This window comes from Kribbella sp. NPDC051936, assembly GCF_040680955.1.
Lineage (GTDB): Bacteria > Actinomycetota > Actinomycetes > Propionibacteriales > Kribbellaceae > Kribbella.
In genome coordinates, this window is record NZ_JBFAXS010000007.1 from 372,430 (window position 1) to 397,530 (window position 25,101).

Sequence of the window (25,101 nt, forward strand, 5' to 3'; positions counted from 1 at the left end):
TTCTCGTGTCGCCCGATGCGGCATCGAGACCCCCATGCGGGGCCTCCGTCAAGAACTCAACATGCTCGCCGCATGATGCGCCGAATGCGCCGCGAGGAGACGGGTACCGACGCTCGCGCAGATGCATAGCTGCACGTTGACGGAAGGGCAGACCATTGACCATCTCGGCCTCAGGTCCACGCCGCTCCGGCGGCTACCTCGAACGTCCCGCGCCGAGCAGCCTCGCGGACGTGATCGACAGCATCCTCGACAAAGGAGTCGTCATCGACGCCTACGTCCGGGTGTCTGTGGTCGGTATCGAACTGCTCACCATCGACGCACGCATCGTGATCGCGAGTGTCGACACCTACCTGCACTTCGCCGAAGCCACGAACCGCCTCGAGCTTTACGACAAGGGCGGCACAGGCCTTCCGGAAATCCTGGCCGAGACTGCCAAGAGCGGCGTCGAGGCCGCGTCGCGAGGTCTGGCCCACAAAGCAGTCAAATCTCTGTTTGACTGAGACGAGACCGGCGACGCCCGCCGCGGTCATCCTCCTTGCGTGGTTGTGGCTTGCGATCACCACGGCCGAACCGGCGGCCAGAGCAGCCCCCAACGTGTCTTCCAGGCCACTCTTCAGCTTGGTCGCCTGTGTCAGACAGTCGGACGGCTCCGTCGGCGTCCTTGGCAACCAGAATCATCCCATCGGTGCTGATTGCCTTCGCCTTGGCCAGACCGGCCAAAGCGTCGAACTCCTGCTGGGCGAGGTGGTCGTCCTGATACGCCGCCACCAGCACGAGGTGGTTGCCCTCAGCCATCGTCGGTCACATCCTTCGCCATCGAAATCCGATCATCCGAACCACAGCCAACGACTGCCGGGCGGGATCGTCCGCGAGTTCATCAGACCGCCAATGACCGTGGCTGTGGCCTGCCCCACGCACAGGCCGAAGACAGACGTCAGGTCCAGCAGCCCGTCAGCTCAGACGGGTCACTTCACAGTCGCAACCATGCTTCGTGACCGCGTCATCCGCGGCGGGTGGTTGGCAGGGCGGTGGGACACGCTGGGTGATGCTGCCGGTACGGTCCAGCCCAGTCCGAGGGTCGGTGACCAGCCGACAGGCGGGGGTGTGCGGGTCACTCTCCGAAGAGGAGTGGGGCGGTGCCGGGTTCGGCTGTGTGGCGGAAGTAGGTCGGGTCGGCGAAGGTGGCCGGGACCTTGCCCAGGCCTTGGATGACTGTGGTGGGGCCGTTCGCGTGGCCGATGGCGTACAGGTAGCCGGATCGGGTGTCCTTGTCGATGCCGAGGAGCAGGGTGCCGTACTGGCCGCACTTCTCGGCGATCAGCGCGTCGAAGGCCTGCCAGGTGGAGCTGCGGACCATCTTCACGACCGGCTTCATCGGCGAGGTCAGAGGGAGCCGGATGGTGTAGAGGGCACCGCCGCGGGTGGTGGCCAGGAAGGTGTCGTACGTCGCGGTCTGGCTGATGAGCGCCATCGTCTTGACGGCCGAGAAGCCGGGCGCGGACTGCGGGTTGGTCCAGCCGAACCCGCCCTTGCTGTCCCAGCGGGTGAGTGTGCCGTTGGATCGCAGCGCGTAGTGGTTGACCAAGGCCCAGGGGTTCGTGTCGTGCGGGTAGCTCGTCTCGAGGAAGGTGGCGTCACCCCAGCCGCCGCCGACGCGGAAGTTGTGCGCCTGTGTCCGGTCGACCTCACCGGACTCGGTGAGGAAGTAGGTGCTGTCGTACAGCCCGGAGCCGATCACCACGTGACCGGCGTACGCACCGCCGAGACCGGGGACGTCGGGGTCGTTGAAGAACACGGTGCTCAGCCTCGGCAGGCCCTCAGGAAAGAGGTTGGTGTACCGGGGTTTCTCCTGCACCGTCGGCGGTGAACCGGCCGTGATCACCCGGTGAGTGTGATCGCCGGCGGCGGTCACCGACCCCGGCTCGACTTTGCAGGCCGCGGTGGCGGTCGCGCCGCCGGCCGCCGCACCGCCCGGAGCCGCTGCCAGCAGCCCTGTTACCAGCACGGCGGCGGCCGTCATCCGCCCCGCCGGCCCGAGTCGTTTCGACATATTGCCCATCGCTCCCCCACCCAGCCCTTCAGGTCGCAGTAGCAGTCCTGCCCACTGTGATACTCACCAGACCCGGAAAGTTACGCGATCCGCGGATTCGGGTGGTCGAGGAGGAAAGTTTGCATCGGACCCTTGCCTTTGACTTCGATCGTGCCCCGCGGATGGGTCGTGAAGTCGGGGCCCAGGGCCGCGGCAGCTCGGGCGGTGAGTTGGATGGCGCCTGCCTGGCCGTGGGACTCCATGCGGCTGGCGGTGTTGACGGTGTCGCCCCAGAGGTCGTAGATGAACTTGCGGCGGCCGATCACGCCGGCCACGACAGGGCCCGAGTCGATGCCGATGCGGATCGCCAGCCATTCTTGGCCGGGTTGTGCGGCGAGGCGGGCTACCTCGTCGCGGAGGGCGAGGGCCGTGCGGGCGACTGCGGCCAGGTGGTCGGGCCGCGGGTTCGGGAGGCCGCCGACCAGCATGTACGCGTCGCCGATGGTCTTGATCTTCTCGACGCCCTCGGCGTCGGCGATTCGGTCGAAGGCGGAGAAGACCTGATCCAGCAGCGTTACCACGTCGGCCGCGGCCATCACCGCTGAATGGGCCGTGAAGCCGACCAGGTCGGCGAACAGCACGCTGACCGAGTCGTAGTGTTCGGCGATCACTCCTGGCTCGGTTTTGAGGCGCTCGGCGATCGGCTCCGGGAGGACGTTCAGCAGCAGGTGTTCCGAGCGTTCCCGTTCCGCCTCGAGGGCTCGGTGGGCGCGCTCGCGCTGCTCGACGAAGTAGCTGAGCATGACGTACGCGCTCACCATCGTCCCCGCGACGTTCATCACCAGGAACGTGACCACGAAACCGGACGGCAGTTCCGACGGCGACTCCGCAAGCCTGGAGTCGACGAGGCCGAGGATGAACAGCTCGAGCAGGAACGCGATCAGCCACGGTACGGAGCGCCGGATGCCGAGCAGCGCGAGCGCGGCCAGCGGGGTGACGACCGCCCAGAGGATCATCGCGCTCGAGGCGACGAAGCCGCCGAGCGAGACTTGCAGTAGCGCCGGCAGGACGAGGAACGCGAGCAGTTGCGTGGTGCGGAAGATCGCGAACCGTCGCGTGCGCGCCAGGACCGCCAGCCCCACGATCGTGACCAACTGGTACAGGGCAGGGATCGCGGCCGAGACCGGGTCGCCGTACGCGAGGTAGGTCGTGACCCAGATCGTGGAGATCACGGTGATCAGCAGTGACGAGAAGATGAGCGTGCCTTGGCGGAGGCGCTCGTCATGCGTGTCCTCCGGCCGTGCGCCGAGGTCGGCCAGTCGCTCCAGCCAGCGGACACCGGTCCGCCCAGGGCCACGCCCGCGGACGCCAGCCTGAAGCCAGGAACCGGTCACCTCAGCAGCGTAGGCTCGCAAACCGCCGTCGACATCCTCCGAAGCCGCTTCCACGGCATGCTGGGGCTGGGAGTCCGCGGTCGCTGACGATCCGGAGGAGTTGTATGCGCTCTGGTACGGCGCGGCCGCGCGTTCGCGTGCTGCGTGGCAGGTGCTGAGCGCCGACGGTGGGCTGGAGGTAGTCATCGAGGACCCGGCGTGGTCCGCGAACCGGCGGATGATCGCCTTCGACCTCCTCGAGGAGTACCTGAAGCACACCGGCCACGCCGACATCCTGCGCGAGGCGGTCGACGGCCTGACGGGCAACGATCCTGCCTGACGGCAGCGCCCGCGCCCTCGGTTAGATCGCGCCGGAGATGGCTCGGTTGCGGAGTTCGGCCTTGTAGGCCTCTAGGGCGATGAGTTCGCCGAACATCCGGTTGTACTCGTCCGCGCGGTCGATCGGGTTCGTCCGCTGGAGCTTGGACTTCAGGTCGAGGATGCGGCGTGCGCAGGTCAGCTCCTGCAGCCGCGCCAGCAACGCGAGTGCGTACGGCTCGTCGGGCTCGCGGCCGAGCCGCAGGGGGTCCACGGCGAGCGCGCCGACGACGGCGGCCGCGGGGTCGTTTCCGACGGCGTCGCGGACGGCGACCACCCAGGCCTCGCCGGGGGGCGCGGCGGACGGGCCGCCAGTCTTCGCCATCGCGGCGCGGATCGCCGCCAGCCACGGGTGCGTGAAGTCGTGGTCGTCGAGCTCGTCGAACGCGACCCCGACCAGCGCCGGGTACTGCATCGCGACCTTCAGCACGTCCCACTCGATCACGAACCGCTGGTCCCGCGGCGACGGAACGTCGTTCCTGACGACCTGCTGCGCGACGGGCGGCTGGTTGCCGGCCGCCTGCCCCGGCGCCCCGGCCTTGGACGCTGCGCGGTACACCTCGGCGCGGACCTGCTCCTCGTCCATGCCGAGTCGCCCGGCGAGCTCCAGCGAGAAGGACGTCACCTTCGACTTGTCGCGGATGCGGGCGACCAGCGGCGCCGCCTCGCGCAACGCGTCGATCCGGCTGTCGGCCCGGTCGAGGTCGTAGCGGGAGAGGATGTTGGTGAGGACGAAGCGGTACAGCGGCACCCGGCGGCCGATCAGCTCGCGCACCGCGGCGTCGCCCTTCTCGAGGCGGAGCTCGCAGGGATCCAGACCGTCCGGCTCCACCGCGACGTACGTCTGGGCGGCGAACGCCTGGTCGCCCTCGAAGGCCTTCAGCGCGGCACGCTGGCCGGCCGCGTCACCGTCGAAGGTGAAGATCACCTCGCCGCGGAACTGGTCGTGGTCCAGCAGCAGCTGCCGCAGCACCCGCGCGTGGTCGTCGCCGAACGACGTTCCGCAGGTGGCGACCGCGGTCTGCACGCCCGCGAGGTGACACGCCATCACGTCGGTGTACCCCTCGACGACGACGGCCTGGCGGCCCTTCGCGATCTCGCGGCGGGCCAGGTCCACGCCGTACAGGACCTTGGACTTCTTGTAGATCGGCGTCTCGGGGGTGTTCAGGTACTTCGCTTCGATCCGGTCGTCGTCGAACAGCCGGCGCGCGCCGAACCCGATCACGTCGGACGACGCGTCCCGGATCGGCCACATCAGCCGGCCGCGGAACCGGTCGTACAGCCCGCGCTGCCCGTCGGCGGCCAGGCCGGACGCGACCAGCTCGGCATTCGTGAAACCGCGACCGCGCAGGTGGCTGACCAGCGCCTCGCCGCCACGCGGCGAGAACCCGACCCCGAACTGCACGGCCGCGTCCTTGTCGAAGCCGCGCTGGTCCAGGAACTGCCGTCCGAGTGAGGCCTCGGCCGCGCCGAACAGCTGGTCGACGTAGAACTCGGCCGCGACCTTGTGCGCCTCGACGAGCCGCGGCCGCTGGTTCCCCGGGCCGCGCTGCACCGGCGCGCCGGAGTCCTCGTACCGCAGCTGGATGCCGACCTTGGAGGCCAGTGTCTCGACCGCTTCGGAGAACGTGATCTGGTCGACCTTCTGGATGAAGTCGATGACGTCGCCGCCCTCTTGGCAGCCGAAGCAGTAGAAGAAGCCACGGGACGGCGTGACGTTGAACGACGGCGACTTCTCGTCATGGAACGGGCAGAGGCCCTTCAGGTTGCCCCCGCCGGCGTTCTTCAAGGTCACATACGAGCCGACGACGTCGTCGATCCGGGCTCGCTCGCGCACCAGCGCGATGTCCTCTTCCTTGATCCGGCCTGCCACGCCGTGAGTCTACGATCATCGGCAAGCAAACTCGCCCGCGGGACGACGAACCGGTCCTAACCGAGCAGGGCCGAGTCGAAGAAGGCGATCACTCGCTGCTCCCATTCCGCGGGCGCGACCTGCAGTCCCGCGGTGTGCCCCGCCTCAGGTACGACCCACAGCTGGACGGAACCGGGTGAGCCGGCTCCGATGTACCGGCCGGCGTACTCCTCGTCGGGCAGCGCGCCTCCCGCGATGAGCAGGATCGAGCGTGGCGCGGCCCCCGCGGCGGCGTCGCGCAGCGAGATCGGCTGGTCGGCCGGCGTGAGCAGGTCGGTCACGCCGTAGGTCAGCCACTCGATGCCTTCCTGCAAGGTCCCCCGCCAGCCGTACTGGTCCGAGAGCCACGCACGGTCCGCGGTACCGCGGTTGGTCGCGCCCTCGGCGACGACGGCACCGATCCGCGTGTCCACGGCAGCCGCGCCGATCGTTTCCTCTCCACCCATCGACAGCCCGAGCGCGCCGATCCGGGAGCGGACGTCCGGCCTGCTCTGTAGATAGGACACGGCCGCGCCGACGTCCTCGTCGCCGTACCAGCCGAAGTCCATCGCCCGGCCCGCGCTCCGTCCGTGGCCACGGGCGTCGAAGAGCAGGACGCCGTACCCGTGCCGTGCCAGTACGGCGGCTTGGCCGAGCGCGTCCGAGCGGGTGGATCCGGCACCGTGGAGTACGGCGACCGCGGCACCGTTGGTCGAAGGGATGTACCAGCCCGACAGCTTGACGCCGTCGCTGGTCTCGAACGCTGCATCGGTGTAGCTCAGTCCCCAATGACCCGGCGTCGTCGCCCCGACCGTGGTCCGGGGCACCTGCGTCGCCGCGACGGCCTGCCCGACCGACAGGACGGCAACGAGCGTAAACGCCAACAACGCCGGTACGACGAGGAGCCGCCACCAGCCACGCACCCGCCGTACCAGAACGACCGCGGCGAACCCGGTCAGCAACAGCCCGGCCACCAACGCCACCAGCCCGACGACCGCGCCGACTGCAGAGCCTGCCGTGAGATGCGGCAGCCCGAGCCCGATGCCGACGGAGAGGCTCACCGTGCCGGCCACGAACGCGAGGACGGAGGACAGCACCGGCTCGGTACGGATCCCCACCGGCCGCGGCGTCGCCGTCCTCGTTGCCACCAGCACCCACCTCTTCGGACTCACCGTACGAAGCGGGCTGCCGGCAGAGCAGGGCCGGAGGTCCCGTGCTGGACAGTCCTCTGCGGCCGTCGTTCGGTGCCATAGGTTGGTTGTCATGCCACGCACCCTGCGACCAGGTCAGCGCGCCGAGCTCTACGTCGTCGATGTGACCTCGGGCGAGCATCGGCTCGTCCACAGCTCCGGCACCATGCTGTTCGAAGCGCCCAACTGGACGCCTGACGGGCAGCTGATCGTCAACGGCGACGGGCGGCTCTTCCGCGTCGGCGACGGACTCGAGGAGATCGAGCTCGGCGGTGTGCCGGCGATCAACAACGACCACGTGGTGAGCCCGAACGGGCGCACCGTGTACGTGTCCGCGAGCGACGGGCACCTCTACGCCGTGCCGATCGAGGGCGGAGCCGGCCGGCGGGTGACCAACGATCGGGGGCAGGGGTTCCACCACTACCTGCACGGGGTTTCGCCGGACGGTACGACGCTCGCGTACATCGGGCTGGAGTGGGTCGGCGAGCGGCGGATCACCAACGTCTGGACGATCCCGAGCGCGGGCGGCGCGGACGTCCAGGTGACCGACGACGAGTTCGCCGACGACGGCTCGGAGTACGGACCGGACGGCGAGTGGATCTACTTCAACTCCGAGCGCGCCGGGCACGCGCAACTGTTCCGGATCCGGGTCGCCGACGGGCACGCGGAGCAGCTGACCGACGACGAGCGGGTCAACTGGTTCCCGCACCCGGCGCCGGACGGGTCGGCGATCGCGTACGTCAGCTTCCCGCCCGGCACCGAAGGCCATCCCGCCGACATCGACGACGTACGGCTGCGGCTCCTGACCAGGGACGGCGAGGTCCGCGAGCTGACGAGCCTGTTCGGCGGCCAGGGCACGATGAACGTGCCGAGCTGGTCGCCGGACAGCGCGTCGTTCGCCTACGTCACCTACCCGCTCTAGGGCCTAAACGTCGGCGAGGTCCACCGAGGTGTCGGCCAGACGGGCCGGGTCGACCTGCTTGCCGGAGCGGATCAGGCTCTGCACCGCGTCGATGGCGCCCCACGTGTTGACGTGCATGCCGGCCAGCACGTGGTGGTCGTCGGAGAGCCAGAACGCGACATAGGCGCCGGACTTCGGGTCGCCGCGCAGGACGACCTGGTACGACGTGCCGCGCGGCACCTCCCCGGCGTACTCCATCCCGAGGTCGAACTGGTCGGTGAAGAAGAACGGGATCGCGTCGTGCGCCACGTCCTGACCGAGCATCGCCTTGGCGGCCGACGTGCCGGTGTCCTTCGCGTTCTGCCAGTGCTCGACCCGGACGAACCGGCCGAACAGCGGGTGGTCCCAGCGGACCACGTCACCCGCGGCGTACACGTCGGCGACCGAGGTCTGCAGGTCCGCGCCGGTGACGATGCCCGAGCCGTTGTCGCGGGTCGCGACCTCGATGCCGGCCTGCTCGGCGAGCTCGGTGTTCGGCTGGACGCCGACCCCGACCACCACCAGGTCCGCCGGAATCACCTCACCGCCGCTCACCCGCACCCCGGTGACCTTGTCGGTTCCCTCGAAGCCGTCCACGCCGGTGCCGAAGCGGAACTGCACGCCGTGCTGCCGGTGGAACTCGGCGAACAGCTCACCGACCTCCTCGCCGAGCACCGACGCCAGCGCGGTGGACTGCGGCTCGACGACCGTCACCTCGCAGCCGCGCTCGCGGGCCGCCGACGCCGCCTCGAGCCCGATCCATCCCGCGCCGACCACGACGACGCGCGGCTTCGCGGCATACGCATCGGTCAGCGCCTGCGCCTCCTCGGCCGTCCGCAGGTAGTGCACCCCCGGCAGGTCCGCCCCCGGGACGTCGAGTGTGCGCACGCGACTGCCCGTCGCGATCAGGAGCTTCGTGTACGGCACCTGTGAGCCGTCGTCGAGCGTGACCGTGTGCGCGGCCGGGTCGATCGCGGTGACCGTGGTCCCGAGGCGGAGGTCGATGTTGTTGTCGTCGTACCACTGCTGGTCGTGCAGCTGGGCGGACGAGGTTTCGTCCTTGCCGAGCAGGACGCCCTTCGACAACGGGGGTCGCTCGTAGGGCAGCGACTGCTCGCTGCCGATCAGCACGACGGCGCCGCTCCAGCCGTCCTTCCGAAGGGTCTCGGCGGCGGTCGCCCCCGCAAGACTCGCACCGACGATCACGATCTGCTCTGCATCAGCCATGCAACGAACCTTAGTCCTCGCCGACCCCTTGCCGCGGTCCTCGCGAGTCGCTAACTTTGCGCGGACATAATACGTCCTATGTCCTCTCTGGGAGAGCCATGCGCGTACTCACACCGGCCCGTCTCGCGGCCGCCGCCCTGCTGCTGTTCAGCAGCCTCACCGCCCCGACCGCTCACGCCGGCGAAGCCGCCCCCTTCGTCGAGGACAACGTGCTGTTCCAGCAGAAGACCGAGGGCTACTCGTGCTTCCGGATCCCGGCCGTGGTGCACGCGACGAACGGCGACGTCCTCGCGTTCGCCGAAGGTCGCGTCGCGGACTGCGGCGACGACGGCGACATCGACATCGTGCTGCGCCGGTCGACCGACGGCGGCAGGACGTGGGGCCCGTTGCAGGTGGTGTCCGACGGCAACGGCAGCACGCACGGCAACCCCGTGCCGATTGTTGACAATCAGACGGGCCGGATCGTCCTCGTGTCCACGCACAACGGTCCGGAGCCCTGCACGAACGGCTGCGACCGCGACCCGTACGTCCAGACCAGCGACGACTTCGGCGCGACCTGGACCGCTGCTCGCGAACTGACCGACGCGAAGCTGCCGAGCTGGAACTTCTGGTACGCCACCGGCCCGATGCACGGCATCCAGCTCCAGCACGGCCCGCACGCCGGCCGGCTGATCGTCGGCGCGAACTTCGAGACGTACGACGGCGTGGGGCCACATGTCTACGGCACCCACCTGCTGTACTCCGACGACGCCGGCGAGACCTGGCACATCGGGGCGGCGACGTCCCGCGACGACGGGACGGTGATCGCGCAGGAGGTCACTGTCGTCGAGCGCAACAACGGGCAGATCTACGCGCTGGCTCGGGAACGCGGCACCGATCCCGGCAACCGCGCGTACGCGATCAGCAGCGACGGCGGCGCGAGCTTCGACGCGCCGTTCCGGACGATCCCGCGGTTGGCGATGCCCGACGTCCAAGGGTCGTTGCTGCGGTTCGGCACGCACCGGATCCTGTTCTCGGCGCCCGCCCATCCGGCCGCGCGCGAGGTGATGACCGTGCGGTCGTCGTACGACGAGGCGCGGTCGTTCGGCACCTGGGAGCAGGGCAAGGTCTTCCACTGGGGCCCGTCGGCGTACTCGGACATGGTCCGGCTCGACGGAGATCAGGCGGGGCTGCTGTACGAGGCCGGCGTCGCGAACCCGTACGAATCGATCCGCTGGGCGCGCTTCAACGAGGCCTACCTGTCGACGCCGAACGGGACGCCGCCGGGGATCCCCGGTCCGCCCGCGCCGGGGCCGTTGACGCCTGACACCGGCCCGGCGCACAACCCGGCGTACGTGCGCGGCGGGGCGACTGTTGCCGCCGGCAAGTTCGGGAACGGGCTCGCGCTGGACGGCGTCGACGACTACGTCGAGGTGCCGTACGACCGGTCGATCGATCTCGGCGCGGACGACTTCACGCTGATGACATGGATCCGGTACGGCGCGACGACCGGGTCGCACGCGATCCTCTGGGCGTACCGGACCGGCTCGGGCAGTACGCCGCAGGTGTGGTTGCGGGCGGAGCCGGAGAGCAAGCGCATCCGCGCACTGTTGTCGGTCGATCGGTTCAACGTGACGGTGCAGTCGGCGTCGGCGTACAACGACGACCAGTGGCATCACGTCGTCCTGCAACGGGCCGGCGGGAAGCTGCGGCTGGTGATCGACGGCGCCGAGGTGGGCTCGGCGACGGCACCGGCCGGCTCGGTCACGGCGGGCAAGGAGTTCGGCGTCCAAGGCATCCACGTCGGCCAGCGCGTCGACGGCGCCAACCGCTTCCACGGCACCCTCGACGAGCTCCGCGTCTACCGCCGGGCACTCACCGACGCGGAACTCGACCAGATCCGCCAGACCAACAAGTCCATCACCAACAGACTGGGCCTCGACCTGCCCTTCGACACCATCCGGTGAAACCGAGCCCGCCGCTCCTGGGGGGCGGCGGGCGCGGGAGGTGGAAGCCAGCCCCGATCAGGCGACGGATCAGCGCACGAGATTGGCGTGCCAGGTCTGGGCTGAGGGGTCTGTGAGGGACGCGACCTGGTCGACGACGACGCGGAGGCGGGCGTTGTCGTCGGCTGCCTCCGCGAAGTCGGACCGGAACGGCGCGTCCAGGTGTCGCGGCGCCGTTTTCCACAGGGCTTCCACGAGCTCGGTGAGGAGCTCGCGCTGGGTGGCGCGGCGGGCCTGGCGTTCGGGTGAGTTGAGGACGTGGAACATGCCGACGCCCTTCAGCAGCCCGATCTCGGTACGGACGCCATCCGGGACGACCAGATCGGCCTCGTAGCGGATCAGCCGGGAGCGGCCGAAGACGGCATGGGTCGCCTGCTCGGCCGCGGTGGCGAACCGACCGATCAGCTGACTGGTGAGGTCCTTCAGCCCGCCCAGCGCCCGCCGGCTGTCGTCGAACGCCGCCCCGGGCCAGTAGTGCAACGACTTCAGCCGCGCCCAGCCCTCGTCCAGCTCGGCGTCGGTTGCCTCCGGCAAGTACATCTGCCGGACCGTCTCCCAGTACGGCGCCGGCTCCGCGTCGACCGCGGCGAGATCGATGTGGTGCGCGACGATCCCGTCCTCGACGTCGTGCACCGAATACGCCACGTCGTCGGCGAAGTCCATCACCTGCGCCTCCAGGCAACGCCGCTCCCCCACGCCCGGACGCAACCAGGTGAAGACCGCGAGATCGTCGTCGTACACCCCGAACTTGCGCTCACCGGCGCGCCGCGGCCACGGGTACTTCGTCGCTGCGTCGAGGGTCGCCCGGCTCAGGTTGAGCCCGACGCTGCGGCCTTCGGCGTCGAATGTCTTCGACTCCAGCCGGGTCAGCAGCCGCAGCGTTTGCGCGTTGCCCTCGAAGCCGCCGATGTCCGCGGCGACCTGGTCCAGCGCACGCTCGCCGTTGTGCCCGAAGGGCGGATGGCCGAGGTCGTGCGACAGGCAGGCGGCGTCCACGATGTCTGGATCGCAGCCGAGCGTCGCCGCCAGCTCACGGCCGATCTGCGCGACCTCGAGGCTGTGCGTCAACCGGTTCCGGACGAAGTCGTCGCTGCCTGCCGTCACGACCTGCGTCTTGGCCGCCAGCCGGCGGAGTGCCGCACTGTGCAGCACCCGTGCGCGATCACGAGCGAAGGCCGTCCGCCCCGGCCTCTTGACCGGCTCGGCGACCCATCGCTCGGCATCATGCTCGTCGTACCACTCGTGCTGCTTCCTCATCACCGCTCACAGTAGCGGCGCCGACCGACAGTTCGAGGCCGGACGGCGTCAGCCCCAACCGCCCTGAACCATCGTCTGGAACTTCCACTCGCCGGCGACCTTCACGAGCAGGTCGCCGTACCGGATCGGCTGGGTGTGGCCCTGGTACGTCATCGTGCCGTCGCTGATCACGAACACCAGGTCCGCGGACAGGAAGTGCGGCGTCCGCGTGGTCTCGAGCCGCACGTCAGCGGCGCCACTCATCACCTGGGCCATCTGCGCGACGTACGCCGCCCGGTCGAGCTGCTCGGCCCGCCCGTTGCCCTTGCCGTCGTCGGACACCTCGTTCAGCGGGAACAGCGCGACGTCGGCCATCCCCTCGTAGTCCTGCTCGGCGGCCAGCGCGTCGTACCGCTCGAACCACGCGAGCACGCTCGCCACGTCCGCCGCGCTCGGCTCGAATCCACCCGTTGTCGGCACGTTCTCGGTCAATCCCGCTCCTCACTCGCTGAAACTTCGTACACTGTACCCAGTTTAACGGCAGGATCGAACCCGAAGTTCCCGGCGTCAGCGAGAAACGCAGTACCGGGTCCAGATGACGCCGTCGCGGAACACCTCGGTGCCGGCGTGACGCAGGTCGAGACGGCCGGTGTCGTACCAGCGGTCGCCGCCGATCAGCACCGGATGGACGAGCAGGGCGAGCTCGTCGACCAGGTCGAGAGCCAGGCAGGTTCTCAGCAGTACGCCGGACGAATCGACCCGCACGGTCCGCACCCCGCGGCGACCCAGGACGTCCAGCGCCTCGGCAAGGTCGACCTGGTCGTAGCCGGTGATCAGCTCGGGCGTCGTGGCATCCGGCGGGCGCTCCGGCGTCTGGTCGGCATACAGCGCGAGGACGCCGGACCAGTACCCGAGCTCGCGCAACAACTCCCAACTCCGGATCCGGGCTCGCTCGTCAACCACCGCGAGCAGCGGACCCTCCGCGCGGGGCCCGCGCCGCGGGGCCGCGAGCAAGGCGTGCTCCTGGGCGAGGATCGCGCCGGCGTCGATCAGCGTCACATCCTCCTGCCACAGCGTCGCCAGCGCATAGAACCGCGCGAGGTCGACGTCGAATCCCGACGCCACCCCGTCCAGCGAGACCGCCAGCTGAGCCACCACATGAGGCCGCATATCGCCCAACCTAGGGACGGCCACCGACAGAATCCTATTGCAGAGCCTACTCTGCAGAGACTACTCTGCATTCATGCGACGGATCGATGCCCGGAGTCTGCGCGGACTCGCCCACCCGCTCCGGATGCGCATCCTGGAAGCGATCGAGCTCGACGGGCCGGCCACGTCGAGCACGCTGGCGACCCGGCTCGGCGAGAACACCGGGACGATCAGCTGGCACCTGCGGCTGCTCGCCGAGCACGGCTATCTCGAGGAAGATCCCGACCGTGGCACCAAGCGGGAGCGCTGGTGGCGCATCCCCGGCCGCACCGTCCTCGACCCGGCCGAGTTCCTCGACGATCCGCAGACCCGGCGCGCGCTCGACGTGTACCTGCGAGATCTGGTCGAGCGCTACTACGACCGTGTCCGGACGTACGTCGACGAAGACTGGCCGGCCGAATGGCAGCACGCAGCCGGGCTCTCCGACTGGCGCGACCTTCGCCTGACGGCGGAGCAGCTGCACAACCTCAACGAGGAGATCGGGGCCGTCATCGACCGCTACACCGAAACCGCCCCGGCCGAAGGATCGGAGCGCGTGATCGTCCAACTGCAGTCGTTCCCGCGCCGCTCATGAGTCTGCTGCGCACGCATCGCGACTTCCGGCTGTTCTGGGCCGGCGAGACGATCAACCGCTTCGGCAGCGCCACCTCGTCGGTCGCGCTGCCGCTGGTGGCGATTTCGATGCTCGACGCAACGACCTTCGAGGTCGGCCTGCTGACCGCGGCTTCCTGGGCTCCGTGGCTCCTGATCGGACTGCCGACCGGCGCGTGGATCGATCGGGTACGGCGGCGTCCGGTCATGCTCGCGTCCTCGGCGGTCTCGGGGCTCCTGCTCGCCGCCGTACCGCTGGCGGGCGAGCTGCTGACGATCCAGTTGCTGCTGGTCGTCGCCGGACTGGTCGGAGCCGCGGGCGTCGTGTTCCAGACGGCGTACACCGCCTATCTCCCGACACTGCTCGATCCCCCGGATCACGCCGAGGGCAACGCCAAGCTGCACGGGAGCGCGTCGGCCGCGCAGATCGCCGGTCTGGGGTGCGGCGGTCTGCTCGTCCAGTTCGCCGGGGCGGCGAACGCGTTGCTCGTCGACGCAGCCAGCTTCCTGGTCGCCCTCGGCTGTCTCGCGGCGATCCGCTTCCGGGAGCGTCGCACTGACGTCCCACGCCGGGCCGGTGCGATCCGCGAAGGCATCAGACTCGTCGCGCACGACGTCTGGCTGCGGACCCTGACGATCTTCGGCGCGGTCTCGAACCTCGCCCTGATGGGCTATCAGGCGATCGTCGTCGTCTTCCTGGTTCGCGAGGCCGGGCTCACCGCGGCGACGGTCGGCACGCTCGTCGCGGCCGCGTCGAGCGGCGGCGTCGCCGGCGCGTTCGTCGGCCGCCACACCCTACGGTTCGGTACGGCGCGAGCGCTGCTGCTCTGCGAGCTCGGCCTACCGACGCTTGCGCTGCTCATCCCCCTGGGTGCGCGGAGCCCGTGGTTCTATCTGGTCGGCGCGTTCGGCGTGAGCCTGGGTGTGGTCGGCGGCAACGTCGTCAAGGCGACCTTCCTGCAGTCCTACTGCCCACCCGACCTGTTCGGGCGGCTCACCGCGACGACCGCGTTCGTCAACTACGGCACCATCCCGCTCGGCGCACTGCTCGGCGGGACGCTCGGTCAGTACTTCGGCCTGACAACGGCGCTCTGGATCACGACCGCCGGCGTACCACTGGCGGGACTCGTCCTGCTCGCGTCACCGATCCGTCGGCGTCGCGACCTCCCGACTCACCAAGGCACCGGCGTGCCGGGGACGACGGCCGACGCCAACCGGATCCGCACCGCCTGACGCGCGCGGTCGTACCCCTTCTCGTCGTTGTGCAGGATCGAGGCGAGGTTCGCGGCCTCGTAGTACGCGTTCAGGTCGAACGCGAGCTGCACCGGGTCGTCGGCGAGTTCGCCGCGCTCCACAGCCTCGGCGACCGCGGTCTCGATCAGATCCATCCACTCCTGGTGGACGGCGGCGAGGTACTCGTGCACGGCGCCCCCGCGCGCGGAGAACTCGTGCGAGACCTTCTGGAAGAAACAGCCGCCCGGGAACACACGGCCCCGTGAGTAGTCCAGCCAGTGCCGGCTCAGCGCCCAGACCCGCCCGAGCCCGGGCTCGATCTCGTACGCCGGGACCACCACGTTGTCCGCGTAGATCCGGCGTGCGGCCCGGACGGTCGCCAGCTGCAGCTCCTCCTTGGACCCGAAGTGCGCGAACAGCCCGCTCTTGCTGATCCCGAGCTCGGTCGCGAGCCGCCCGATCGACAGCCCCTCGAGTCCGTCGACCGACGCGATGTCGACCGCACGACGCAGAACGGCACGACGCGTCTGGTCACCCCGCGCCAACCGTCCGTCCACTTTCTCCACGAGTCCCGATCCTAGGTCCTGTCTGGTGATCCAGCGCCGTAGCGAGGTGCCGTGCCGAGTGCCCCGCAGTAGGCGATGGATCACCAGACAGGGCCTGAGTGCATTGACTGCTAGTCTGATGGAAACTAATAATACGACCGTTCGTATAGTTTCCGGAGGGGTTTCCATGCAGAAGCTGGTCAGCGTCGGATTGCAGACAATCGGAGTGTTGTCGCCGCGACTCGGCGGACGGCTCGCGTTCAAGCTCTGGCGACGCCCGCTCGCCCGCGGCCGGGTCCGCGCGGACGAGCAGCTGGTCCACGACGCCGCGCAGGTGGAGATTGTCGACAATGTGAAGACCTACGCCTGGGGCGACGGACAGCGCCCGGTGCTCCTGGTCCACGGCTGGCGCTCCCGCGCCTCGCGGTACGCCGGATTCGTCACGCGCCTGCTCGAGCTCGGCTACAGCCCGGTGTCGTACGACGCTCCCGCGCACGGCGACTCCGACGGCGAGGTGGCGTCGATCCTCGGCCACCAGCGGATCATCCGCGCGCTGGAGGAACGCCACGGGCCGTTCGAGGGCGTGATCGCCCACTCGCTCGGCGTACCGTTCGCGCTCTACGCCGTCCGGGAGGGCGTCGCGGCGAAGCGGCTGGTGATGATCAGCGGCATCGCGGACTTCGGCTACCTGGCGGACGCGTTCTGCGCCGCGCTCGGACTGGGCCCGAAGATCAACCGGGAACTGCGGCGGTCGATCGAGCGCGGCTACTTCGACGGCGACGGCGGGATCTGGACCCGGTTCTCGGTCACCACCGGGAAGGCCGAACTGCTGGTGATCCACAACGACGAGGACGACGTCGTGGACCCGGCGCAGGCCGGCCTGCTGCTCCGCAACTACGGCGAGCGGGCGCACTTCCTGCCGACGACCGGCCTCGGCCACCGCAGGATCCTCTCGGACCCCGCGGTGATCGCCGAGGCGGTCGCCTTCCTCCAGGACTCGGCCCAGGACCCAGCCCAGGACTCGGCGCAGGACTCAGATGTCCCTGAAGGTCTCGATCTGAGCGCCTAGCGAGTTCAGCCGGGTGGCGAGATCCTCGTAGCCGCGGTTGATCACGTAGACGCTGCGCAGCACCGACGTGCCCTTCGCGGCCATCATCGCGATCAGCGTGACGACGGCCGGCCGGAGCGCCGGCGGGCACATGATCTCGGCGCCGGAGAAGTGCGTCGGCCCCTCCACCATCACCCGGTGCGGGTCGAGCAGCTTGACCCGGCCGCCGAGCTTGTTCAGGTCGGTCAGGTAGATCGCGCGGTTCTCGTACACCCAGTCGTGGATCAGCGTCTGCCCGGTGGCGGTCGCCGCGATCACCGCGAAGAACGGCAGGTTGTCGATGTTCAGGCCCGGGAACGGCATCGGGTGGATCTTGTCGATCGGGGCGTGCAGCTTCGACGGCCGGGTGGTCAGGTCGACGAGCCGGGTACGGCCGTTCTCGGCCAGGTACTCCGCGCTGCGCTGGTAGTCGAGCCCCATCTCCTCCAGCAGCGCGAGCTCGATCTCGAGGAACTCCACCGGCGCCCGCCGGATGGTGATCTCGGACTTCGTCACGATCGCGGCGGTGAGCAGGCTCATCGCCTCGATCGGGTCCTCCGACGGCGCGTAGTCGACGTCCACGTCGATGTCGGGCTTGCCGTGCACGGTCAGCGTGGTGGTGCCGATCCCGTCGATCCGCACGCCCAGCAGGTCCAGGTAGAAGCACAGGTCCTGGACCATGTAGTTCGGGCTGGCGTTGCGGATCACCGTGACGCCGTCGTGCCGTGCGGCGGCCATCACCGCGTTCTCGGTTACGGTGTCGCCGCGCTCGGTCAGCACGATCGGCTTGCCCGGCGCGATCGCCCGGTTGACCAGCGCGTGGTACTGCCCGCCGGTCGCCTTCACCTCGAGCCCGAACGGGCGCAGCGCGGTCAGGTGCGGCTCGACGGTGCGGGTGCCGAGGTCGCAGCCGCCGGCGTACGGCAGCTCGAAGGCGTCCTCGCGGTGCAGCAGCGGGCCGAGGAACATGATGATCGAGCGGGTCCGGCGGGCCGCGTCGGCGTCCATCGAGCCGAGGTCGAGGTGCGCGGGCGGCACGATCTCCAGGTCGCCGGCGTCGTTCAGCCAGGTGGTCCGCACGCCGAGCGAGTTCAGCACCTCGAGCAGGCGGTTGACCTCTTCGATGCGGGCCACCTTGCGCAGCGTCGTCCGGCCCTTGTTCAGCAGCGAGGCGCAGAGCAGCGCAACACCGGCGTTCTTGCTCGACTTGACGTCGATCGCGCCGGAAAGCCGCCGGCCGCCGGCCACGCGAAGGTGGACCGGGCCGCCGCCGAGAGAGACAATTTCGGAGTCGAGTGCTTCGCCGATCCGGGCGAGCATCTCGAGGGTGAGGTTCTGATGACCCTTCTCGATCCTGTTCACCGCACTCTGGCTGGTGTTCAGCACTTCCGCGAGCTGCGTCTGCGTCCAGCCGCGATGCTTGCGGGCGTCCCGGATGAGGTTTCCGATCCGGCTCAGGTAGTCATCGGTCATGCCCCGGACCATATCTCACATATGAGATATCACTGCATCGACCCGCCGGTGCCAGCGTAGCGAACGTCACTCGAGGACCGGACAGGACCCATGTGACCTGGTGAAACGCCCGCAGCCTACAGTTACCCCCAACTCCCGCCGCCACCCGGAGAGGACCCACCAGATGCCCGACGACACCTCCGCCGGCGTGGTCAGCGAGTTCGAGGCTGAGTCATGGCCGCTGGCGGCGGCCGCGGACAGCTTGCACCAGGTCATCGACGGGTTCCACAACGGCGACACCAGGCCGCTGGTGATCGGCGACGGCGACCAGCCGGTGCTCGTGGTGCTCGCGATCGCCGACCTGGCCGACTTCCGGGCCCGGATCGCGGAGCTGCTCGGCAACCCGGTGGACGCCGGCTGGCTGCGGTACTACCTGCGCTCGAACTTCGACATGAGCTCGGAGCGCCTCGTCGAACTGCTCGGCGTCGACGCGGACCACGGGTTGTCGTCGCTGGCCAGCCAGGTGAACGTCGAGCAGGCCGCGACGCTGATGCCGGACCACCTGCGCCGTACCGAAGCCGGCGGGAACCCGCTGATGCTGATCGGCGACGGGACGATGGCGACCGCGGCGCTGCTGTCCTTCCAGGCCTTCCAGGTGCTGCTCGCGATGGACGGCGACGGCAAGACCGAGGACGACTCCTGCGCGCACGACGACGAGGAGAAGCCGACGACGCCGCTCGAGGTGCTCGCGGAGCGGATCGGCCCGGTCTCGACGCAGCTGGTCGCGCAGATCAACGCCGGCCGCGAGCCGGGCCTCCCGCGGTACGAGCTGCACTTCGAGGACGAGCTGATCGTGCACCTGCGCGACCTGGAGGCACGCGCGCAGAAGACGCCGGGCGGCGGGGCGTACGACGAGCTCAACAGCCTGCTGCACCAGTTCGACCGGATGCGCAGCGGCCTGGTCCAGGCGGAGGCGGCCGACGAGCCGGACGAGGCGCCGTACCTCGAGGCGACCGATCTCAAGGCGGCGATGCCGGACATCCGGGACGCGTTCCGCGAGGGCGCCGACGATCCGTACCTGGTCGGCCTGGACGGGCGGCCGGTCGCCGGGCTGATCTCGTTCGACCTGTACGAGGAGCTGCAGAAGGTCTCGGTCGACCTGGGCGGCACCGACGAGGCGCCGGTGCTCCCGCTGCCCGAGCCGCGCTGGGAGAACGGGCCGCGGCTGCTGCCGTTCGACGTCGCACTCGAGATGTGCGAGGCGGTCATCGAGGATCTGACCAACGGCGAGGCCTCGATGCTGTTCATCGCCGACGAGGACGACGAGCCCGAACTCGTCCTGGCTCCCCTGGCCTGGCTCTGGGCCTACGTCGACCACCTCGACCTGGAAAACGCCGAGGCCTGACAGCAGTGACTCCGCGGAGTGCCAGTCTGGATCCGTGAAGCGATCCAGCGTGGCTCTGACGGCGGCCGGCTGTCTGCTGGCGGCGACCGGATGCACGCCCGGCACAACCCACGTCACTCTCACCGTCGACCAGGCTGTAGCGCTCGCCGATCAGCAAGTGCACGTCAAAGTGACCGGAGCTCCCGGCGGGCAAGCCGTTGGAGGTCGGAGCTGAGGCGGTGGACCGGGACGGGCGGAAGTGGCACGGGCAGGTGACGTTCACGGCGGACGACCACGGGACTGTGGATCTCGACACCGCGAAGCCCTCGGCCGGCAGCTACCACGACACCGACGGCATGGGTCTGTTCTGGTCGATGAACCCGCCGGACGGGTCCCCGGACGACCAGTCGTACCTCCCGCCGGTCGAGGACGGTCAGGCGGTCGAACACCTCGACCTGTTCGTCGACCGCGACGGCAAACGTCTCGCGAGTACGACGATCACGCGGCGCTGGGTGGCTCCCGGTGTGACGGCGAGGCCACTCACGAGGGCCAAGGACAAGCTGACCGGCCTGTACGTCGCCCCGAAGCCGGACGGCGCCAAGCATCCCGCCGTCCTGCTGCTCGGAGGTTCCGAAGGAGGACTGCCGCCGCCGTCGAGCACGTACCTGCTGGCGTCGCACGGCTACCCGGTGCTGGACCTGGCGTACTTTCACGCGCCGGGTGTGCCGCAGGACGTGCGCGAGATTCCACTCGAGTACTTCGCCGCGGCGGCGCAATGGCTGAGCAGGCAGCCGGAGGTCGACCCGGCGCACATCGTGGCCCTCGGCACGTCGTTCGGCAGTGAGCCCGCGCTCCTGGTCGCCGACCACTTCCCGCGACTCGTCCACGGAGCGGTGCTGCTGGCGCCGGGCGCCTCCGTGACTGGCTCCTTCCCACATTCGGGCGGCGCGGCCTGGACGTACCAGGGCAAGCCGCTGCCGGTGAACGACCCGATCCCGGTCGACGGTGTCAGCGGACCGGTCCTCGCGGTGGCCGGCGGCAGCGACCTCACGTGGGACTCGAAGCAGTCCGCGGAGTTGATCATGTTGCGCCTCGACGAGGCGCACAGCGCCTTCCCCCACGAGGCGGTGATCGTGGACGCCGCGGGCCACGGCGTCGGCGGGGCGCCGTACCTGCCGCACGGCACGAAGATCAACCACCCGATCGTCGGCCCTTACGACCTGGGCGGGAGCCGGCCGGCCAACGAAGCCGCGTTACGCCGGGGCTGGACGAAGACCCTGGCGCTGCTCGCCTCCCTGCAGCGTTAGCTGAACGGGAACAGCGGCTGCCACTCGGCAAGGGTGCCGATCTCGTAGACGCCGGCCGGGGTGTAGGGGTCCTTGGCGAGGATGTCGCGGAGCTCGGCCTCGTCGGCGACGTCGTACACGAGCAGCGCGCCGGTCTGGTCGGCGAACGGGCCGGCGGCGACGAGCTTGCCGGCCGCCTTCAGCTCGGCGAGGTACTCGCGGTGGGCCGGACGGACCTCCATCCGACGGTCGGTCTCGGCGACGTCGAAGCGCAGCTGCACGACAAATTGGGCCATGCGCAGAACTCTACAAGGCCCTTGGAAACAAGAAGATTTGGTGCGGGAAAGGGAGTCACGAGCCGCCACAGCGGCTGGTTCAGGTCAGACCCGAAAGTCGACGAGTGATCTCCCTTCCCGCCCGGATATTCTCACCAGGCGACCGGCCGCTACGCAAGGGGTTGGTAAAGGAAATTCCTACGGACAGTTGATTGACGTAACTCTTCGTGATGGAACCGCCCGCCGCGTCGATGAGAGCACCGATGCAGCCGTACAGTCCGTCACGCCGCTGTGTTGTCAAGGCCCGATGACCCGAATACGAGGACAGAAGTTCGAGATATTCGGCCGTCGAATAGTCCGCGTTCCAGACGAACCTGCGGAACTCGACAGACCCGAAAAGCCCTGTTTTCGCAAGGCTTGCCGGATCGTCTGGTACGTCGTCCGCGGCCGGCAGCCCGTCCGCCGTCGCGTCGTCGGTGAACCGTTCGTAGCAGGACTGCACGTCGGCGAAGAACTGCTCGGACCCGCCCGCGACATGATGTGTCGACACGACCGCCAACGCCCCGCCGGGCCGCAGCAGGTCCACGCAGCGCTGGACACGCGTCTGCGGGTCGAGCCAGTGGAACGCGGTCGCCGAGATGACCAGGTCGTACGACGGCGGCGGGAGCGGCCAGGTGTCGAAGTCCGCGACGATCACCTCGATCGCGGGGAACTTCCGCCGCAGTACTCCCGCGAGCCCCGGGCTGAGTTCGACGGCCGTGACCTGCCAGCCGCGTTCGACCATGGCGGCGGTCGCCTGGCCCGTGCCGGGGCCGATCTCCAGGACCTTCGGGCGGCCGCCGACGATTCGTGCCAGCTCGTCGAACAGCTCACGCGGATACGACGGCCGGACCCGGTCGTACAGCTCGGGATCCTCGCCGAAGGTCGTTCGCAGGCTCATCGCGGCAGGCTAGCGGACCTGGGCCACTCACCAACCACCCGCTGCACCCCGGGTTGACGCTCTCGTGAGCGTGCCGGGCCGGAGCGCGCGAGGGTTGGTGGGTGGCGCAGGTCCGCCTGGCGTCAGTCCAGCGTCGCCCGGCCGGCCTCCAGTCGCGCGACCGGGATGCGGAACGGCGAGCAGGAGACGTAGTCGAGGCCTGCCTCGTGGAAGAAGTGGATGCTGTCGGGGTCGCCGCCGTGCTCGCCGCAGACGCCGAGCTTCAGGTCCGGCTTGGTCGCCCGGCCACGGTCCACGCCGGTGCGGACCAGCGCGCCGACGCCTTCGCGGTCGATCGACTCGAACGGCGACACCGCGAAGATGCCCTTCTCCAGGTACCGCGAGAAGAACGCGCCCTCGACGTCGTCGCGGCTGAAGCCCCAGGTGGTCTGGGTCAGGTCGTTGGTGCCGAACGAGAAGAAGTCGGCCGCCTCCGCGATCTGGTCCGCGATCACCGCGGCCCGCGGCAGCTCGATCATCGTCCCGATCGGGATCTCCCCGGCCATGCCGGCCTCGGCGAGCACGTGTTCGACCTCGTCGCGGGCCAGGTGCAGCTCCTGGATGGCGCCGACCAGCGGGATCATGATCTCCGGCCGCGGGTCCTGGCCGCGCCCGCGCAGCTCGACGGCCGCTTGCGCGATCGCCCGGACCTGCATCGCGAACAGACCGGGGATCACCAGCCCGAGCCGCACACCGCGCAGCCCGAGCATCGGGTTCTGTTCGTGCAGCCGCTCGACGGCGGCCAGCAGCTTGGCGTCGTGCTCCGGCTCCTCGCCGCGCTCGCGCGCCACGGCGACCTTGACCGCCAGCTCCTCCATCGACGGCAGGAACTCGTGCAGCGGCGGGTCGATCAGCCGGATCGTCACCGGCAGCCCGTCCATCGCGTCCAGCAGCTCCACGAAGTCCCCGCGCTGCAGGGGCTCCAGCTCGGCCAGCGCGGCGTCCCGGTCGGCGTCGTTGTCGGCGAGAATCAGCCGCTCGACGGATTCGCGCCGCTCCCCCAGGAACATGTGCTCGGTCCGGCACAACCCGATCCCTTCGGCGCCGAACCGCCGCGCCCGCGCCGCGTCGTCCGCGGTGTCCGCATTGGTCCGGACGCCGAGCCGCCGGACCTCGTCCGCATGCTTGATCAGGCGGTGCACCGACGCGACCAGCTCGTCGCCGGCGTCGGGCGCCAGCGTGCCCTCGAAGTACTGCACGACCGGGGACGGCACGACCGGGACCTCGCCGCGGAACACCTCGCCGGTGGTGCCGTCGATCGAGATCAGTTCACCGGCCTCGATCACGGTGCCGTTCACCTTGATGGTGCCCTGGGCAACGTTCACGTCGAGCTCCTCGGCGCCGCAGACACAGGTCTTGCCCATGCCGCGGGCGACCACGGCCGCGTGCGAGGTCTTGCCGCCGCGGCTGGTCAGGATGCCCTGCGCCGCGATCATGCCGTGCAGGTCGTCCGGGTTGGTCTCGCGCCGGACCAGGATCACCTTCTCGCCGTTCTCCGCGGCCTCGACCGCGGCGGCCGACGTGAACACGACCTTGCCCGACGCCGCACCCGGCGACGCGCCGATCGCCTTGGTGATCCGGTCCTTGCCGGCGTCGGCGTCGAACCGCGGGAACATCAGCTGCGCGAGCTGCGCGCCCTTGACCCGGCGCAGCGCCTCGTCGGTGTCGATCACGCCCTCGTCGACCAGGCTGGTCGCGATCCGGAACGCGGCCGCCGCGGTCCGCTTGCCGACCCGGGTCTGCAGCATCCACAGCTTGCCGCGCTCGACGGTGAACTCGATGTCGCACAGGTCGCGGTAGTGGCCTTCGAGCGTGGCCATGATGCCCATCAGGTCGTCGTACGACGCCTTGTCGATCTGCTCCAGGTCGGCGAGCGGGACCGTGTTGCGGATGCCCGCCACCACGTCCTCGCCCTGCGCGTTCTGCAGGTAGTCGCCGTACACACCCTGCTGGCCGCTCGCGGGGTCGCGGGTGAACGCGACGCCGGTGCCGGAGTCCATGCCGAGGTTGCCGAACACCATCGAGCAGATGTTGACCGCCGTGCCGAGGTTGCCGTCGATGCGTTCCTGGCGGCGGTAGAGGACCGCGCGCTCGGCGTTCCAGGAACCGAAGACGGCCGCGATCGCGAGGTCCATCTGGGTCCGCGGATCCTGCGGGAACTCCCGGCCGGTGTGGTCGTGCACGGCCCGCTTGAAGGTCTCGACCAGCGCCTTCAGGTCGTCGGCGTCCAGATCGAGGTCGGTTCGTGCGCCCTTCGCCTCCTTGGCGGCGTCGAGCGCCTCCTCGAACACCTCGCCGTCCATGTCGAGCACGGTCTTGCCGAACATCTGGATCAGCCGCCGGTACGCGTCCCAGGCGAACCGGGGGTTGCCGGACTGGTGGGCCAGCCCGTTCACCGAGTCGTCGTTGAGGCCGACGTTGAGGACCGTCTCCATCATCCCGGGCATCGACGCGGCCGCGCCGGAGCGCACCGAGACCAGCAACGGGTCGTCGGCCTGGCCGAGCTTCTTGCCCATCTTCTGCTGCAGCAGGTCGACGTGCCGGTCGATCTCCTCGGCCAGCTCAGCCGGCACCGCGCCGGTCTCCAGGTACGCACGGCAGGCGTCGGTCGTGATGGTGAAGCCCGGCGGCACCGGCAGGCCGAGGTTGGTCATCTCGGCGAGATTCGCGCCCTTTCCGCCGAGCAGGTCCTTCATGTCCTTGTTGCCTTCGGCGAAGTCGTAGACGAGTTTCGGCACGGTCACTCCCTGGGTTGCAGGCGGGTGGTTGCAGCGTTTTCAGGCGCGGGAAGATCGCCCGCTGGCCCGTCGA

Annotated in this window: 21 protein-coding genes and 3 pseudogenes; 10 read left to right on the plus strand and 14 right to left on the minus strand. The window is 69.5% G+C overall.

Annotated features, from left to right (window positions below):
- Positions 1-161 precede the first annotated feature (161 nt).
- Positions 162-368: pseudogene (gene gvpJ, locus AB0L64_RS26160) on the plus strand (gas vesicle protein GvpJ); the annotation flags it as partial.
- Between the two features lie 112 nt (positions 369-480).
- Here the strand turns inward: gvpJ and AB0L64_RS26165 are convergent.
- From AB0L64_RS26165 to AB0L64_RS26175, 3 genes are all read right to left on the minus strand, one after another.
- Complete coding sequence (locus AB0L64_RS26165; protein ID WP_363714094.1) at positions 481-795, minus strand: hypothetical protein; 315 nt, start codon at positions 793-795, stop codon at positions 481-483.
- A 316-nt stretch (positions 796-1,111) separates the two neighbouring features.
- Positions 1,112-2,050: a hypothetical protein gene (locus AB0L64_RS26170; RefSeq protein WP_363714096.1), complete on the minus strand. Its 939-nt coding sequence runs from the start codon at positions 2,048-2,050 to the stop codon at positions 1,112-1,114.
- A gap of 80 nt (positions 2,051-2,130) precedes the next feature.
- Complete coding sequence (locus AB0L64_RS26175) at positions 2,131-3,423, minus strand: adenylate/guanylate cyclase domain-containing protein (protein ID WP_363714098.1); 1,293 nt, start codon at positions 3,421-3,423, stop codon at positions 2,131-2,133.
- Between the two features lie 61 nt (positions 3,424-3,484).
- Between AB0L64_RS26175 and AB0L64_RS26180 the strand changes: the two are divergent.
- A pseudogene (locus tag AB0L64_RS26180) lies at positions 3,485-3,742 on the plus strand (DUF664 domain-containing protein); the annotation flags it as partial.
- A 21-nt stretch (positions 3,743-3,763) separates the two neighbouring features.
- Here AB0L64_RS26180 and dnaG read toward each other — a convergent pair.
- Together dnaG and AB0L64_RS26190 are read right to left on the minus strand one after the other, a co-directional pair.
- Positions 3,764-5,653, minus strand: coding sequence for a DNA primase (gene dnaG / locus AB0L64_RS26185; protein WP_363714099.1), 1,890 nt, complete (start codon positions 5,651-5,653; stop codon positions 3,764-3,766).
- Positions 5,654-5,709: 56 nt separating this feature from the next.
- A complete protein-coding gene (locus AB0L64_RS26190) occupies positions 5,710-6,819 on the minus strand; it encodes an alpha/beta fold hydrolase (protein WP_363714101.1) in 1,110 nt (369 codons plus the stop codon).
- A 115-nt stretch (positions 6,820-6,934) separates the two neighbouring features.
- Here AB0L64_RS26190 and AB0L64_RS26195 point away from each other — a divergent pair, with 115 nt between their 5' ends.
- Complete coding sequence (locus AB0L64_RS26195; RefSeq protein WP_363714103.1) at positions 6,935-7,783, plus strand: biopolymer transporter Tol; 849 nt, start codon at positions 6,935-6,937, stop codon at positions 7,781-7,783.
- Positions 7,784-7,786: 3 nt separating this feature from the next.
- On the opposite strand, the gene AB0L64_RS26200 is transcribed toward AB0L64_RS26195, so the two are convergent.
- Positions 7,787-9,028, minus strand: a complete 1,242-nt coding sequence (locus tag AB0L64_RS26200) for an FAD/NAD(P)-binding oxidoreductase (RefSeq protein ID WP_363714105.1) — start codon at positions 9,026-9,028, stop codon at positions 7,787-7,789.
- A gap of 98 nt (positions 9,029-9,126) precedes the next feature.
- Here AB0L64_RS26200 and AB0L64_RS26205 point away from each other — a divergent pair, with 98 nt between their 5' ends.
- Positions 9,127-10,974, plus strand: coding sequence for a sialidase family protein (locus AB0L64_RS26205; protein WP_363714106.1), 1,848 nt, complete (start codon positions 9,127-9,129; stop codon positions 10,972-10,974).
- Positions 10,975-11,043: 69 nt separating this feature from the next.
- Here AB0L64_RS26205 and AB0L64_RS26210 read toward each other — a convergent pair whose 3' ends face one another.
- The 3 genes from AB0L64_RS26210 to AB0L64_RS26220 form a co-directional block, all read right to left on the minus strand.
- Positions 11,044-12,270, minus strand: a complete 1,227-nt coding sequence (locus tag AB0L64_RS26210) for a deoxyguanosinetriphosphate triphosphohydrolase (RefSeq protein ID WP_363714108.1) — start codon at positions 12,268-12,270, stop codon at positions 11,044-11,046.
- Between the two features lie 48 nt (positions 12,271-12,318).
- The gene (locus tag AB0L64_RS26215) at positions 12,319-12,741 is read right to left on the minus strand and encodes a nuclear transport factor 2 family protein (RefSeq protein ID WP_363714110.1); all 423 of its coding nucleotides are present in this window, start codon (positions 12,739-12,741) and stop codon (positions 12,319-12,321) included.
- A gap of 75 nt (positions 12,742-12,816) precedes the next feature.
- Positions 12,817-13,419, minus strand: a complete 603-nt coding sequence (locus AB0L64_RS26220; protein WP_363714112.1) for a dihydrofolate reductase family protein — start codon at positions 13,417-13,419, stop codon at positions 12,817-12,819.
- A gap of 73 nt (positions 13,420-13,492) precedes the next feature.
- Here AB0L64_RS26220 and AB0L64_RS26225 point away from each other — a divergent pair, with 73 nt between their 5' ends.
- Both AB0L64_RS26225 and AB0L64_RS26230 read left to right on the plus strand, forming a co-directional pair.
- A complete protein-coding gene (locus tag AB0L64_RS26225) occupies positions 13,493-14,032 on the plus strand; it encodes a helix-turn-helix domain-containing protein (RefSeq protein WP_363714114.1) in 540 nt (179 codons plus the stop codon).
- Positions 14,029-15,282: an MFS transporter gene (locus AB0L64_RS26230; protein WP_363714115.1), complete on the plus strand. Its 1,254-nt coding sequence runs from the start codon at positions 14,029-14,031 to the stop codon at positions 15,280-15,282. The genes AB0L64_RS26225 and AB0L64_RS26230 overlap by 4 nt, the downstream gene beginning before the upstream one ends.
- Here AB0L64_RS26230 and AB0L64_RS26235 read toward each other — a convergent pair.
- Positions 15,222-15,848 carry a TetR/AcrR family transcriptional regulator gene (locus AB0L64_RS26235; protein WP_363714117.1) on the minus strand — a complete coding sequence of 209 codons (627 nt, stop codon included), beginning with the start codon at positions 15,846-15,848 and terminating at the stop codon, positions 15,222-15,224. The genes AB0L64_RS26230 and AB0L64_RS26235 overlap by 61 nt on opposite strands.
- 166 nt (positions 15,849-16,014) lie before the next feature.
- On the opposite strand from AB0L64_RS26235, the gene AB0L64_RS26240 reads away from it, so the two are divergent.
- Positions 16,015-16,896: an alpha/beta hydrolase gene (locus AB0L64_RS26240; RefSeq protein ID WP_363714119.1), complete on the plus strand. Its 882-nt coding sequence runs from the start codon at positions 16,015-16,017 to the stop codon at positions 16,894-16,896.
- On the opposite strand, the gene AB0L64_RS26245 is transcribed toward AB0L64_RS26240, so the two are convergent.
- Complete coding sequence (locus AB0L64_RS26245) at positions 16,861-18,387, minus strand: UDP-N-acetylglucosamine 1-carboxyvinyltransferase (RefSeq protein WP_363714121.1); 1,527 nt, start codon at positions 18,385-18,387, stop codon at positions 16,861-16,863. The genes AB0L64_RS26240 and AB0L64_RS26245 overlap by 36 nt on opposite strands.
- Positions 18,388-18,550: 163 nt before the next feature.
- On the opposite strand from AB0L64_RS26245, the gene AB0L64_RS26250 reads away from it, so the two are divergent.
- From AB0L64_RS26250 to AB0L64_RS26260, 3 genes and pseudogenes are all read left to right on the plus strand, one after another.
- Complete coding sequence (locus tag AB0L64_RS26250; RefSeq protein WP_363714123.1) at positions 18,551-19,771, plus strand: hypothetical protein; 1,221 nt, start codon at positions 18,551-18,553, stop codon at positions 19,769-19,771.
- A 188-nt stretch (positions 19,772-19,959) separates the two neighbouring features.
- Positions 19,960-20,283, plus strand: a pseudogene (locus tag AB0L64_RS26255) (acyl-CoA thioesterase/BAAT N-terminal domain-containing protein); the annotation flags it as partial.
- A complete protein-coding gene (locus tag AB0L64_RS26260; protein ID WP_363714530.1) occupies positions 20,275-21,057 on the plus strand; it encodes an acyl-CoA thioester hydrolase/BAAT C-terminal domain-containing protein in 783 nt (260 codons plus the stop codon). The pseudogene AB0L64_RS26255 and the gene AB0L64_RS26260, both read left to right, overlap by 9 nt.
- Here the strand turns inward: AB0L64_RS26260 and AB0L64_RS26265 are convergent.
- The 3 genes from AB0L64_RS26265 to ppdK form a co-directional block, all read right to left on the minus strand.
- Entirely contained in the window at positions 21,054-21,332 is a 279-nt protein-coding gene (locus AB0L64_RS26265) for a muconolactone Delta-isomerase family protein (protein ID WP_355688881.1), read from the minus strand. The two genes, AB0L64_RS26260 and AB0L64_RS26265, sit on opposite strands and share 4 nt — an antisense overlap.
- A 79-nt stretch (positions 21,333-21,411) precedes the next feature.
- Positions 21,412-22,251, minus strand: a complete 840-nt coding sequence (locus tag AB0L64_RS26270; RefSeq protein ID WP_363714125.1) for a class I SAM-dependent methyltransferase — start codon at positions 22,249-22,251, stop codon at positions 21,412-21,414.
- A gap of 122 nt (positions 22,252-22,373) precedes the next feature.
- The gene (gene ppdK / locus AB0L64_RS26275) at positions 22,374-25,028 is read right to left on the minus strand and encodes a pyruvate, phosphate dikinase (RefSeq protein ID WP_363714127.1); all 2,655 of its coding nucleotides are present in this window, start codon (positions 25,026-25,028) and stop codon (positions 22,374-22,376) included.
- Positions 25,029-25,101 lie beyond the last annotated feature (73 nt).